The following is a 13,637-nucleotide window of genomic DNA, read 5'->3' as shown; positions in this document are numbered from 1 at the left end:
AAAGGCAGCATTGTAATACTAAACTCCACCATTGACCCGCCGCGTTTAGCCACCACATTACAATCGTCATGGAGAGCAATGCAGGATAGGGCCGTGGACGATACCGAGACCCAGAGGAAAAGTTCCCATCAGAACATATCCCATCAGAACATAGGCAATAGCGCAGCAATAGAGGGTACAGCACCAGAAAGGACGGGAGATCCCTTCCTCTGTGACTTCGACGACTTCGACACCTGCAAATTTGACACCATCGAATCGGCCCTGTTGGATTTGGCGGCGGGGCGGGCCATTGTCGTCGTGGATGACGAAAACCGGGAAAACGAAGGAGACGTGATCTGCGCCGCCCAATTTGCCACCCCAGATCTGATCAACTTTATGGCGGTGGAAGCACGGGGGCTAATCTGTCTAGCCATGACGGGAGATCGTCTAGACGAGCTAGACCTACCCCTAATGGTGACCCAGCGGTCCTTTGAAGATGAAAACGAGCAAACCGCCTTCACCGTCAGCATTGACGCAGCCCTGCGCTGGGGCGTCACCACCGGCATCTCCGCTGAAGATCGTGCCCGCACTATCCAGATAGCTCTAAATCCCGAGGCTCGCCCCGAAGATCTGCGGCGACCGGGCCATATTTTTCCCCTACGGGCCAAGGAAGGGGGCGTGCTGAAGCGAGCGGGCCACACCGAGGCCGCTGTCGATCTAGCCCGGTTGGCGGGGCTATACCCCTCCGGCGTCATCTGTGAAATTCAAAACCCCGACGGCTCCATGGCACGGCTGCCAGAACTGGTGGACTATGCCCGCCAGCATGGGTTGAAGCTGATCAGCATTGCTGACTTGATCAGCTACCGTCTAGAACACGAGCGCTTTGTGAAACGGGAGGCGGTGGCAGAGCTACCCACCCAGTATGGGGAGTTTCAAATCTATGCCTACCGCAACCTGCTGGATGGGTCCGAGCATGTAGCCCTCGTCAAGGGGGATCCCGCCACCTTTGGCGACAAACCCGTAATGGTACGGGTGCATTCGGAATGTTTGACCGGCGATGCCTTCGGCTCCCTCCGCTGTGACTGTCGAATGCAACTCCAGGCAGCACTGAAGATGATCGCCTCGGCGGGGCGGGGGGTAGTCGTGTACCTACGTCAGGAAGGGCGAGGCATTGGTCTGGTAAACAAGCTCAAAGCCTATTCTCTCCAGGATCGGGGCCTAGATACGGTAGAGGCTAATGAAAAGCTGGGCTTACCCGTAGACCAGCGTAACTACGGCATTGGAGCCCAAATTCTCAACGATATTGGGGTGCAGCAATTTTGTCTGATCACCAATAATCCCCGCAAGATTGCTGGCCTCAAGGGCTACGGTCTGGACATGGTGGATCGGGTACCGCTAATTATTGAAGCCACCGCCTACAACTCTCATTACCTGGAAACCAAGGCCGAGAAATTGGGGCATTTACTGTTGCAAACCCACTTAGTCACCGCTGCCCTCCACTGGACCGGCCCCCCCCTAACGGCACAGCAGCGGCACGATCGCTTGGAAAAAATCCGCATGATGGCCCGCAGCCACCAACTCCTAGCCCAGGAAGAGGCAAGATCGGTGGCGGTAGCCCTCTTTGGGCGGGGCACGTTGATAGTGCAAATCGGGATGGATCGGCTCCAGGCAGTAGAACCCGATTGGTACACCCAACCCGAGCATCCCGCTATAGGCGCGATCGCACCTTTGCTAGATGACCTCAGCGACTGGCCAGACTTGAGCCAACTAGAGTTTCTAGTCTCTGCCGGCAGCGATCCCATCACCCGACTTCAGGTCCGCCTAGATCGGGAGATAATTCCCTTAGTGCCCCCCACTCAGTCCGGCGTGACCCGCCCCTCTGACCTAATGACCCGCCTAGAAACCCAACGCATCTACGTCCTCACCCGATCTTCGGACGTGTAAGCCAGACCCCTGATCACCTTCTTTTTGGAGCACCACAGAATAATTTTTCAGATGGAATGCTCTTAGAGTATTAAAATCCCATGAAAACCAAGCAGTTTATCCTTTTAGGACCTCCTGGTGTGGGGGTTAAAGCCCAAGCAAATGCCCTAGCTAAACGCTGGCATATTCCCCATATTTCTGTAGGGGATCTTTGTCGTGAGGCTATTGAAAAAGAAACCGCCATCGGCATCGAGTGCCGTCCCTACCTGGAAACAGGGAACTTAGTGCCCGATGAATGGGTGATGAAGCTAATCCGGAAGCGATTTGAGCAACCAGATACCATCCTCAAGGGCTGGGTTTTGGATGGATTTCCGCGCACCTTGACTCAGGCTCAGGCATTTGATGAGTGGTGCCTCGCGATGGGGCAATCAGCAGTAACGGTGGTTTATCTAAAGGCGATGACAGGGCTGTTGATTAACCGACTCTCCACTGAGAAAGGTCAAGCTGAATCCCTCTCTAGCATTCGTAATCGTTTGGCTCTCCATGAGGAAGAGACTGCACCTTTACTGGCGTATTATCGAGAGCAATCAAAACTGGCCACTGTCAACGCCAGTCTGTCGTTTGCTGAAGTCGCCCATGAATTAGCTCAGATGGGTCAAGAGAACACGGGGGCGGCTAAATTGATTAACGATGAAGCAGAACTCGATGCCCTCTTAGCCCATGAATCACGGCTGGTCGTCGATTGTATGGCTTCATGGTGTGGCTCTTGCAAACAAGTTACACCAATGATTGATCGCCTAGCCGAGACTTACGGGAATCAGGTCACCGTGATGAAAATCGACTTTGATACCAACCGACAGATCACCAAGCGATTTGAGCTAAAGGGAATACCAGCAGTGATGTTTTTTAAAGACGGTGAACGGATAGAGACCCTAACGGGCGTCAAGTCTTACCAAGAATACAGCGCTGCGGCAACTCGCTTGCTGGCAAGGTAAAGTGAGAGCCTTCTTCTCTATAGCAATCCCATTTTATTTTTGAAGATCTTCGTAGCGTGGGTGAGGCGAAGCGTAACCCACGGAACAAAACGCTTGCTCAAAGCTCATGCAGGATCGCGATAGGGCGGTTCCCTAATGTATGAGGGACACCTCAACTTAATGACACTTCGGCGAACAAGGGGCTTAAGCCCCTTGCCAGTCCTTAACCCGAGGGAAAACCGCTATATGGCTGAATTCTCATTTAAATGTGACCTCCAGACTGTCACTAAGTAGGTAGGTAGGCTCAATTATCTTGTAGATGGATTTTATGAGCTATGCTCATTTCTGGTGTATGGAGGGAAAAGGAGGAAGGGCGTATCCTGCTGGATGAAACCAAGCACCAGAGAAGGAATACACCATGAATAGCGACAATCTTATTTCATTACCCACGCCCCAGACAACGGAGACCTTCAGCGATGCGCTGAGCGATCTGATTCGACGAGGAGCCCGGCAGATCATCGCCCAGGCGGTGGAGGCAGAACTGCAAGAGTTTTTAGGGCAGTACCAAGACCGTCGAGATGAGCAAGGACGGCAGGTGGTGGTGCGCAACGGCTACTTGCCCGAACGGACGATTACGACTGGAGTAGGCGAGGTGGAAATTCAAGTGCCGAAAGTGCGAGACCGCAGTGGCAGTGGGATAAAGTTCACCTCCCAGTTGCTGCCACCGTACCTGAAACGTGCCCGCAGCGTGGAGGAACTGCTGCCATGGCTGTATCTCAAAGGGGTGTCAACGGGCGACTTTAGCGAGGCTCTGAGCGCGTTGTTAGGGAGTGAGGCCAAAGGGGTCTCTCCCGCCACGATTAGCCGGTTGAAGGCGAAGTGGAGTGACGAGCACCACGACTGGCAGCAGCGGTCATTACGACAGCAGCGCTACGTCTATATTTGGGCCGATGGCATTTATTTCAACATTCGTGCCGATGAACGGCAGTGCATTCTGGTCATCATCGGGGTCACCGATAACGGCCACAAAGAACTCCTGGGCCTCGATGCGGGCTATCGGGAGTCTGAATTGAGTTGGACATCACTGTTGTTGCGCCTTAAGGACCAAGGGCTCTCGCAGGCTCCTGAATTGGCCATCGGTGACGGAGCCTTAGGCTTCTGGAAAGCGCTACCTCAAGTGTTTCCAACCACCCAGATACAACGCTGCTGGGTGCATAAGACGGCTAACGTGCTCAACAAATTACCGAAGCGTCAGCAACCGGAGGCCAAACGAGCGATTTGGGAGATTTATCGAGCTGAGTCTAAAACAGAGGCGAATCAGGCCTTAGACCGCTTTAGCAAGACCTACCAGGCCAAGTATCCAGAAGCCGTCACCTGTCTGCTCAAAGACCGAGATGTCCTGCTCACCTTCTTCGATTTCCCCGCTGAGCATTGGGCGCATATTCGCACCACCAATCCCATTGAGTCTACCTTTGCCACCGTGCGCCTCAGAACCGATAAGACCCGAGGCTGTGTTTCCAAGGACACCATCCTGGCCCTGGTGTTCAAGCTGGTCGAGAGTGCTCAGAAAAGCTGGCTCAGAATTCGAGGCTTCAAATACCTCGCTGATGTGATTGAAGGAGTCCCATTCAAAGATGGCTGTCGAGCCGATGACAAGACTGATTTAACCCCACAGCAGGACGCCGCTTGATTTCCTGCCATACACCAGATTTGACTATATCTCGGATTTTATCCCTTTGGGAGAAAATCAGCGGCGGGTGTGACGTTTGATTAGTCCCGGCTACTTATAGCGTCCCATAAAATGCCGGGTAGACAAAGGCAAAAGCGGTTGTACTGGGAATCTCAGTCCCGTCTAGTTCCTCCACAACAACTGTGGATAAGTTCTGATCCCAACGAGCCTGGATGGTTCGTCCTGCCAATTCAACCGTAAGACTACCCACTTGTCTTAACTCTTCGTGAACGAAGAGCTGACTATCTCCGGAAAAACGATCATGGGGGGCTTGATCATCCACTTGCCAGACATAACTTACAATGTCCTTGGGATGTAGCTGCCGTTGATCTTGGTTGCGCACCGGAAAGATGATTTGCTCATCGGTATAGTAGGTTCCGTAGGGGTAGTCTTCATAATTGCGCACATGTCCAGTCTGGTTAGAGAGGACTTGACTATCAGGATGTTGAGCCAACCATTCTCCCAGGGTCGTTTTGACTGCGGGTACCCGCTCTAGGGCATGATTTACGGCTGGCCCCACTACCCCGATTGCCCAAGGCTGGGCGTACAAAGTATCGTCTGCTCGGTCATACATCACTAAGCAACTTTGGTATAACTTACCAGAAACACCAAAAGTAGTCTCGCCTCGCTGAAAGGCTACGATAGTATCGCAAAGGGGACAGTAGGATACCGTTACATTGATGCCTCCGACTGTATCATTGACAATTTCATGCCAGTTTAGAATATTAAAGGGATATGCCTTTGCCTCACCATTTATCACCATCCCTACGACTAAATCATCCGCATGAAATGGGGTGGTTGTAGCCGTGTCAAATTTTGGCTGATCAATGCTAGGAATACCATCTTTAGGAGGGCCTCCATCGAGCAATTGATCTAAATCAATACGAGTAACGTCTTCTGGATTTAGATTTTGCTCTCGTAGGTCATCTAATTCCTGACCTTGATCATTAAAAATCCGGGTCAAAGCATAATATTGCAGTTTAAAGTTTGACCAGCCCCCAGCTTGGACAATGGCAGAACTAATAAGAAGAATGGCAACTGTAGATGCTGACAACGTCCCAATCAAAAATCTTTTCAAAGTCATGACATCTCACCTCTTTCGACATGATTTCACTAACTAATCTTGTCCAGATCACAGTTAAAGCAAAATTTTATGTTGCCAACTAAATTCAGGCTAATAGCTTCAGAGGAGATGCAAGTTAAAGCCACATTAGAAAACCCTGAGTCTGACAAGACACAAGATACACGTCCTGCCTAGGGAATATTTTGGATGGATCTAGGATATGGCAGTCACCAGCCCGATTAGGGCACCCCTTTGAGGCCAATTGACTTTGCCAATAAGCATCAAATCGGCAAGACATCGTAGCTGCCGAAAACCCGAAGGGTTTCCGTGCAGTGCTGCAATTGCGCTAGGGCTACTTGGGTAACGGGGGATGCCACAGGAGCCTCCAGTTCTAGAAAAAACAGATATTCTCCCAGGGATCGCTTTGTCGGGCGCGACTCAATTCGACTCAGGTTGATGGGTGCATCTGCCAGAAGTTGCAGCGGCTTCAACAGGGCTCCCGGCTCATTGGCTGACAGACTAAAGGCTAGGGATGTATAGGTACCCTGATCTGAGGCGTGGTGGCCCAGGATCAAAAACTTGGTGCAGTTGTCTACCTGATCATTGATCTCCCAGGCCAAGATTGGCAGATCGTAGATCTGCGCCGCCCGCTGAGATGCGATCGCAGCAGCCGTCCGGTCCTCCGCTAGATACCCCAGCGCCTCCGCCGTAGAGCGAGTGGGCACTAAAACCGCTTGGGGGCAGTGGGTTTTAATCCACTGTTGGCACTGCCCTAGAGGCTGGGGATGGGAATAGAGGGTTTTGACCGCCGCCAAGTTAGTGGCATGGGTAATCAATGTATTAGCGATGGGCAGCACCAAGGCTTCCTGGATGCGGAGGGTGGGCCATTGCCACAGGGCATCTAGGGTAACCGCCACACTGCCCTCAATCGAGTTCTCCACTGGCACAATTGCCAGGTCTGTTTCCTCCGTAAAGACGGCCTGAATCGCCTGCAGAATACTGGGAAACGCCTTCAGCTCTACCCCGGACTCACCACGATGGTCAGAGACCGGCCCAAAGGGGCCATTGCGCAGCCGTTGGCTATAGGCTAAGGCCGCCTGTTCGGAATAGGTGCCCTGGGGACCGAGGAAGGCAAGGGACAAGGCCATAGTTGCGCCGGAATAACGGTGGATCGGATTCAGTTTCCTTACCATACCCCCCGCAGGTTTCGCAGACGCCTCTAGTTCCAAGACCCGTTCCATCTGAGAGATCCATTAAGATCTATTACGAGGTGTTAACCTGTTAGACAGACTTGTACAGACTTCCGCAAACTACGGCTAGCTCTCCATTGTCCCTGGGCTGAATTTGCCATGCTCCACCTCCATGCCTCCCAGTCCGTTACCTTAGTCGTGGCTCGGCAGCCCGTTCCCATCCAACACTATCTGCGTCAGCCCCGACGCTTGGTATCTGCCCTGATTAGTCCTTCTCAAGTGACGGAGTTGGGTAATGACGTATTTCGGCTGCACCTGCGGGCCTTGCAGTTTTTTACATTACGGATTCAGCCCGTAGTGGATCTTGTCATTCAGGTGGGGGACAACGGGCGACTGCACCTCCAATCCGTAGGCTGCGAGATCCGGGGCAATACCTTTGTCGATCAACGGTTTGACCTGAAGCTGGTGGGCTATCTCCACCCCTATCCCCAAGCTGACCAGACCCATCTCACCGGACGCGCCGACCTCAAGATTACGGTGGACCTGCCGCCAATTTTGGCCCTGACCCCACGATCGTTGCTAGAAACTACGGGAAACCAACTGCTGCGGGGTAGCCTGCTAACCATGAAGCAGCGCTTGATGCGGCAACTGGCGACGGATTACATCCGGTGGAGTGCAGAGCAGTCGGTGGAACCCACGGTTCCCCCCACCCTAGGCCGCATTTCCCCCCAGACCCCTCAGTAGACAAACTGGGCAAGAAAACCTTCACCACACGGCTGGTCGAAAGGTGGCATCATTTGCGATCGCAACGGTTTCCCCACTCTGCCGGATCACAAACAAGCCCCGTTGATAGGCATAGCGGTCTACCCCTGCATCGATCTCAATTCCCGCCACCGCACCATAGAGTTGATAGGCGCTGTAGTGGGGAAAGGCCAGTCGAAAACGGCCCATTTTCTCCAACACATCATCCACATCCCGTCGGGAGAGGCGAGATTTTACTTCAATGGCAACTGCAACATCCCCATTCACCGCAATGATGTCAATTTCCATCTGCGCCCCTGGACGCTGAGACTTAATCCGACGGGCCGTTTCCTGCACCTCAATGCCCCGCGCCTGGAACAGTTTCACCACCGCAGGTTCCACCAGGTTTTCTACAAACTGGCCCCAGCGGCTCGTCAACCCCGCCACCTCGCGACTGGTGTGGGCAGCGATGCGCTCTAATTTTTCCAAACGGCGATCTGCCTCTGCTGCCCGACGATCCGCCTCTGCCGAACGCCGTTCCTCGGCTGCCCTAAGTTCCGCAGTCTGGCGATCTGCCTCTGCAAAACGGCGATCCGCCTCCGCCTGGGAAGTGCGGAAGAGGTCATAGATATCTTCGAGGGTGACTGGCGTTGTCATTTTCGATTCACAGTTCCTGAACCCATACTAATCAATAGAGGGGTTGGGCTTTTCACCCAATCTCTTTTGATGTAATTCGTGAGGAATGACAATGGGACTCTGGCAGGACTGGGGCTTTTCTAAAGCCAGTTGGAAGGGGGAACGGGGGGAATATTGGGTGCTGGGGCAGGCCGTCCTGCTGGTGGGGTTTGGCCTCGTACCGCTGTGGCAACCAGCGATTCTGGACAGTTTGCCGATCTGGACCCGGTTGGGTACCCGTGCGATCGCAGTTGGACTAGCCCTGTTGGCCCTGCTGTTATTGGGCAAGGGGTTGGTAGATTTAGGTCCGAGTCTAACGCCGTTGCCCTATCCCCGTGAGGATGGCGAACTGGTGCAAACCGGAGTCTATAGCCTGGTGCGCCACTGCCTCTATAGCGGCTTAATTCTGGGCACCGCTGCCTACAGTTTTTGGACCCTAAGCCTGTCCCACTTTATGGTGACCCTGGCGCTGTTTGTGCTGCTGGATGCCAAGGCTCGTCAGGAGGAAATCTGGCTGATGGCGCGTTATCCCGACTATGAAGACTATCGCCACCGGGTGAAAAAGCTGATTCCCTGGCTGTATTAATCCCAATCAATCCCAATCAGGCAGATGGGTGCGATGGCCTTTGGCCGGTCAAAGACCATCACGGGAATTGTCACACCATACTGGCACAGGTTCCGAGCCCAGAGTTACTGTCGGAGCCATGGGCCTGACTGCCCCTGCTCCAACCCACCTGCTCCAACCCCAATGGTGTCCCATGTCCAGTGCCTACATCACCCATCTCGGTAAATGTCTGCCCGGTGCCCCCATTGCCAACGATGAGATGGAAACCTACCTAGGCTGCATCAATGGCAAGCCCTCCAAGGTGCGGCGGCGCATCCTAGCCAGCAACGGCATTCGCCAACGCCACTACGCCCTTGATCGCCATCAGCACACCACCCATCTGAATCACCAGATGGCCGCGATCGCAGTTCGCGATGCCCTGACCCAAAGCGCCCTCGATCCGGCCCAAGTTGATCTACTCTGCGCTGCCACCACTTGGCCCGATCTCCTAGTCCCTGGTTTTGCCAGCATGGTCCACGGCACCTTGACAGAACTGCCCCCCTTGGAAGCCACCTCCCACCAAGGGGTTTGCTGCGCCGGAGTGGCTGCCCTGAAATATGCCACCGCCCAAGTGGCGCGGGGAGAAAAGCAATGCGCCGTTACCGTCGCCTCGGAACTGGCCTCGCGCCTGTTCAAGCATCGCCAATTTGAAGCCCAACCCGAAATCCAAGCGGGGCAAGCCCTACCCTTTGACACAGAATTTTTGCGCTGGATGCTCTCCGATGGAGCCGGAGCCATGGTGGTGCGCGATCGCCCCCAGCCCCAGGGTCTGAGCCTCAAGGTGGAGTGGATCGAGCTGGTGTCCCACGCCAGCACCCACCCCCTCTGTATGTACGCAGGAACCACCGATGGCCAGGGGGAAAAGAGTTGGATGGACTACCCCAGTACCCTACAGGCCGCCCAAGCTGGGGCCACCCATCTACGCCAAAACATTCGTCTCCTAGACAAGGTGATCAAGCTCGGCGTCGAAGGCTGGCTGCGCCTGATTGACCAAGGCCGGGTGCAACCCGACCAAGTGGACTGGCTGCTGTGCCACTACTCCTCCCACTTCTTTCGCAGTCAGATTGTGGAGTTGTTGGAGAAGGCCAACTGCATGATTCCCGAGGAAAAATGGTTCACCAATCTCTATACCCGAGGCAATACAGGCTGTGCTTCGATTTACCTGATGTTGGAGGAACTGTTCAACTCGGGCAAATTAGAACCAGGACAAACGATCTTTTGCTTTATCCCCGAAAGTGGCCGCTTCACTACCGCCTACATGATGCTACGGGTGGTAGAGGGCCGGGGGCATCAGGCTAGGGAAGCGTCAAGTCCGACAATCCAGTCCTCCGCCCCCGCAATGATTCAGGATCCACACCTCCCCCCAGCGCCAAGCGCTGCGCCCAAGGGTGCAGAGCCCCCGGCCAGGGAATCGATGGAGCCCCCCAACCCCGCTGCCCTCTCAGATGCCCCAGAAATTGGGCCGGAACTCCTGCGGCAACTGATGTTGACCTGGCTAGATTTTGAGCGGCGATTGCAGGGCGTCCCCCTAGTGCGGCGGCTGAATCGCAGCGAATTTACCCTAAAAGACTACCAAGCCCTGCTGCGAAACCTACGGCCCCAAGTCGTTGAAGGAGCCCGCTGGATCGCCCGCGCCGCCTCCAACATGATGGAGTTTGAAATGCGATCGCTGTTCATCGGCCACGCCCAGGATGAACACCGAGATTTCCAAATGCTGGAGCGCAATTATGTGTCCGTCGGCGGTGCCCTAGCGGACATCACCAACGCCGAGAAGAACATTGGCAGCGAAGCCCTCTCCGCCTTTATCTTTCACCAAGCCTCCCAACCTAACCCCATCGACCTCGTCGGCAGTATGTTCATCATCGAAGGCTTAGGCAACCGCCTCGCCGGTCAATGGGCAGAACAGATCCAGCGGACCCTGAACCTACGGCGAGATCAAGTCTCCTTCCTGGCCTACCACAGCGACAACGACGAGGCCCACATCGGCAAAATTGAAGCCATCTTGAATGCTGACTGGATGACCCCCGCGATCGCGGCCCGTATTCTCAAAACCGCCCAAGTTACCGCCCGCCTCTACCTCCTACAGCTCGAAGAGGTCCGCTAATTGCCCCCAAATACCCTAACAGTCCATCACGGGTCGTCCTCCACAGGGCAGGTGTTGATAGATCAATACGAATCACCCGGCGACAGGGCAACCACAAGGGATTGCCCCTACGGAGGACGCGAAGCCCCTACCCCAATACTCCCTACCCCAATACCCCAATACCCCAATACCCCAATACCCCAATACCCCAACACCCCCACTCCCCATGACCCCCTCCCCCCTCAAACTCCATCCCTACAATCGCCGCGATCCCAATGGTTGGGACGTGCTGTATCTGGATCAAGCGATCCCCGTAGACCCCGTAGCTAAGGCCCACATGATTCGCGACCTCCGCAGTTGGAGTCGGGTTTACCTACTCAACCCCATCCGCATGGTGGCGAACCTACTGCTGGCAATCATCCTAGTGGTCAAGCGGCTGTTGCCCTTTGAGTTCAAGGGCTACTGGCTCATGCACCAAGCCGCCGCCTGGTTTCTCAAAACCTGGGTGCGTCCCGAAGCCTGCTACCTGATCGTGCGTCATCTGGGCCTAGGGTCCAATATCGTCAACTTTCTGATCGACAATGGCCCCGACCCCACCATCCCCAAATCCGGTCTGTATCCCAAAACTGAGGCAGATCTGGCGGATAACGCATTTTTAGAGCATGACCTAATTCTCTACAACTTTGTCTACGACTATCACCAGGCCCAGACCGCCAATCCCCATTGGATTGACGCGGTGCACCAGAGAGGTGTCACCTTCGATAGCGTTCGCCCGGTGGAGATCAACATCGACTTCACCCCTCGCTGGCATCGCATCCTAGATCTGGAATCCGCCATCGAGCTGTTCAAGGTGTTCTATTCGCTGCTGTTGACAAACCAGGAATTTGAGCGGGCAGTGCTGTCTCTCCAGTTCGACGAAAACTTTGGCTGCTATGTCAGCGCCGTGATCAACGACTACCGCTGGAATCACCTAATCACCAATCGTCATCCCCTAGCCCCCACCAGTCCCTTTGGGGCAGCGCGGGCACTGCTGCTCCACGGGATCACAACGGAGTATCTGCATCGATATTTGGAATTGACACAGGAGGCCGTGGGCGAGAGGCGAGTGGGGGAATTAGCTAACCCTGGACAGCATCGCAGGTCTCCGGGACAAGGATGATGTGTTACATTTCGGGCGATCATGATTTATTTGCTTCAATCCACTCTAGAATCAAGCTAGTTCAAATGCACCAATGACATGGTTCAGTACACCCTAGCCCAGAGCCCAGAAGTGATTCTGGCGGTATCAGGCAAAGATTCCCGTAAGGCGCGAGAAAAAGCGATGGATCAGCTTGTGGAACTGATGGATGATGGCAAGTTGCCTACAAACCTTGCCGATGGTTTTGGCCCCCACCAATTTATTGAAGTGAAAGAACCCGAATCTACCCCCGATCTCAAGGAAAAGGAAGACGCCGTTGTGGAAGCGGTGCAGGTGCTCAGTCATCTGGCTACGCTGAAGGTCAAAACCCAGGAGTCTCGCGGGGAAGCCCTAGAGGTGCGGGAATTGGTGGATCTCCTCTTTACTGATGAGCCCATTACGGAAGAGCAGATCGCCAGCCTCAAGGATGGCTTCAAGAGCCTCAAGAATTTCGCCCAGAGCAATCTCAAGTTCCGGGAAGCGCGATCGCAGGCAGAAGCAGCCCGTCAGGTGCTCGACGAAGCGCTGAAATCCTAATCCATCACCCTCTAACGTCTCTGGGCCAGGACAAAACGGTCGATCCCCGCCAGATCCCGCTGGGTCTGGATTGGGTCATAGTGGCCATTTTGGGCCAGGGCGGTTGCTACGGCGGGGGCTTGGCCTGCCATGAGTTCCACGGCCCAGAGTCCCCCGGACTGAAGGAACTGGGGGGCGTGGGTGACGAGATGGCGGAGACTGGCGAGGCCGTCTTCGCCGCCATCTAGCGCGATCGCGGGTTCATGGTGCGCCACTTCTGGTTGCAGCGTGGGGAGCATCGCCGAGGGGATGTAAGGGGGATTGGCCACCACCCCCACCAATTGGCCCGCCATGGCTAACCGTTCCAACGGTTCAAACCAGGTACCCTGACGCAGGAGAATGCGATCGCTGAAGCCGTTCAGAGCAACATTGGCTTGGGCCACCTTCAACGCCTCGGGGCTGATGTCGATGGCGACGATCAGGGCTTCCGGAAAAACTGCGGCAAGGCCGATTGCGATCGCGCCGCTGCCCGTCCCCAGATCGGCCCAGACACCCCGCCGCAGCACCTCTGCATGGGGACTCAGATCCACCGCCGCCACCAGATAGTCAATGATTAATTCCGTCTCGGGGCGAGGAATCAACACCGCTGGCGAAACCCGCAGGGTAAAGTCTCGCCAAGGGGTTTGGCCCACAAGGTATTGGATCGGCACCCGATCCTGGAGCCGCCGCTGCCAGCGCTGCTCCAATTCTGCCAAGGAGAGTTTAGCGGGAACCTCTCCCTGGGTTGCCAGAGTCCCTAGGCGTAGCGCCAGACGGTCTACAGGGTAGATCTGTTGGAGTAGCCAGTCCACCTCGGCATCGTCAATGCCATGGGCTTGGGCAGACTCGCAGGCCCGCTGTCGCCATGCCCAAAGGTCTCTACCGGCAACACTGCGGCGGGTAGGGTCGGAAGATTCGGAAGGCAAGGAAGCCATTGACACCGT

General features: G+C 55.0%; 12 protein-coding genes. 8 read left to right on the top strand and 4 right to left on the bottom strand.

Annotated features, from left to right (window positions below):
* The first annotated feature begins 93 nt into the window (after positions 1-93).
* The 3 genes from ribBA (at position 94) to LEP6406_RS0202775 (ending at position 4,566) form a co-directional block, all read left to right on the top strand.
* The gene (gene ribBA, locus LEP6406_RS26360) at positions 94-1,923 is read left to right on the top strand and encodes a bifunctional 3,4-dihydroxy-2-butanone-4-phosphate synthase/GTP cyclohydrolase II (RefSeq protein ID WP_225886400.1); all 1,830 of its coding nucleotides are present in this window, start codon (positions 94-96) and stop codon (positions 1,921-1,923) included.
* Positions 1,924-2,003: 80 nt separating this feature from the next.
* Entirely contained in the window at positions 2,004-2,897 is an 894-nt protein-coding gene (locus tag LEP6406_RS0202780) for a nucleoside monophosphate kinase (protein ID WP_008310460.1), read from the top strand.
* A gap of 397 nt (positions 2,898-3,294) precedes the next feature.
* Positions 3,295-4,566 (top strand): IS256 family transposase, encoded by a 1,272-nt coding sequence (locus tag LEP6406_RS0202775; RefSeq protein ID WP_008310463.1) that lies wholly within the window; start codon positions 3,295-3,297, stop codon positions 4,564-4,566.
* A 94-nt stretch (positions 4,567-4,660) separates the two neighbouring features.
* Here the strand turns inward: LEP6406_RS0202775 and LEP6406_RS0202770 are convergent, their stop codons facing one another.
* Together LEP6406_RS0202770 and pheA are read right to left on the bottom strand one after the other, a co-directional pair.
* Positions 4,661-5,689 (bottom strand): DUF3179 domain-containing protein, encoded by a 1,029-nt coding sequence (locus LEP6406_RS0202770; protein WP_008310465.1) that lies wholly within the window; start codon positions 5,687-5,689, stop codon positions 4,661-4,663.
* Positions 5,690-5,949: 260 nt separating this feature from the next.
* Positions 5,950-6,909 (bottom strand): prephenate dehydratase, encoded by a 960-nt coding sequence (pheA, locus tag LEP6406_RS0202765; RefSeq protein WP_008310467.1) that lies wholly within the window; start codon positions 6,907-6,909, stop codon positions 5,950-5,952.
* Between the two features lie 108 nt (positions 6,910-7,017).
* Between pheA and LEP6406_RS0202760 the strand changes: the two genes are divergently transcribed.
* The gene (locus tag LEP6406_RS0202760; protein ID WP_008310469.1) at positions 7,018-7,602 is read left to right on the top strand and encodes a DUF1997 domain-containing protein; all 585 of its coding nucleotides are present in this window, start codon (positions 7,018-7,020) and stop codon (positions 7,600-7,602) included.
* Positions 7,603-7,623: 21 nt separating this feature from the next.
* Here LEP6406_RS0202760 and LEP6406_RS0202755 read toward each other — a convergent pair whose 3' ends face one another.
* Positions 7,624-8,256: a YraN family protein gene (locus LEP6406_RS0202755; protein WP_008310471.1), complete on the bottom strand. Its 633-nt coding sequence runs from the start codon at positions 8,254-8,256 to the stop codon at positions 7,624-7,626.
* 91 nt (positions 8,257-8,347) lie between these two features.
* Between LEP6406_RS0202755 and LEP6406_RS0202750 the strand changes: the two genes are divergently transcribed.
* The 4 genes from LEP6406_RS0202750 to LEP6406_RS0202735 all read left to right on the top strand — a co-directional run bounded on the left by LEP6406_RS0202750 (position 8,348) and on the right by LEP6406_RS0202735 (position 12,675).
* The gene (locus LEP6406_RS0202750; protein ID WP_008310472.1) at positions 8,348-8,860 is read left to right on the top strand and encodes a methyltransferase family protein; all 513 of its coding nucleotides are present in this window, start codon (positions 8,348-8,350) and stop codon (positions 8,858-8,860) included.
* A 118-nt stretch (positions 8,861-8,978) separates the two neighbouring features.
* Complete coding sequence (locus LEP6406_RS0202745) at positions 8,979-10,982, top strand: StlD/DarB family beta-ketosynthase (protein WP_008310474.1); 2,004 nt, start codon at positions 8,979-8,981, stop codon at positions 10,980-10,982.
* Positions 10,983-11,187: 205 nt separating this feature from the next.
* On the top strand, positions 11,188-12,120 hold the full coding sequence (locus LEP6406_RS0202740) for a DUF6999 family protein (protein WP_008310476.1): 933 nt from the start codon (positions 11,188-11,190) through the stop codon (positions 12,118-12,120).
* A 78-nt stretch (positions 12,121-12,198) separates the two neighbouring features.
* On the top strand, positions 12,199-12,675 hold the full coding sequence (locus LEP6406_RS0202735; protein WP_008310477.1) for a hypothetical protein: 477 nt from the start codon (positions 12,199-12,201) through the stop codon (positions 12,673-12,675).
* Positions 12,676-12,686: 11 nt separating this feature from the next.
* On the opposite strand, the gene prmC is transcribed toward LEP6406_RS0202735, so the two are convergent.
* Positions 12,687-13,628 (bottom strand): peptide chain release factor N(5)-glutamine methyltransferase, encoded by a 942-nt coding sequence (gene prmC, locus LEP6406_RS0202730; RefSeq protein WP_008310478.1) that lies wholly within the window; start codon positions 13,626-13,628, stop codon positions 12,687-12,689.
* Between the last annotated feature and the right edge of the window lie 9 nt (positions 13,629-13,637).

The organism is Leptolyngbya sp. PCC 6406 (assembly GCF_000332095.2).
GTDB lineage: Bacteria > Cyanobacteriota > Cyanobacteriia > Phormidesmidales > Phormidesmidaceae > PCC-6406.
The sequence above is the reverse complement of the archived record's forward strand: the minus strand, read 5'-3'. Positions and strand labels throughout refer to the sequence as shown.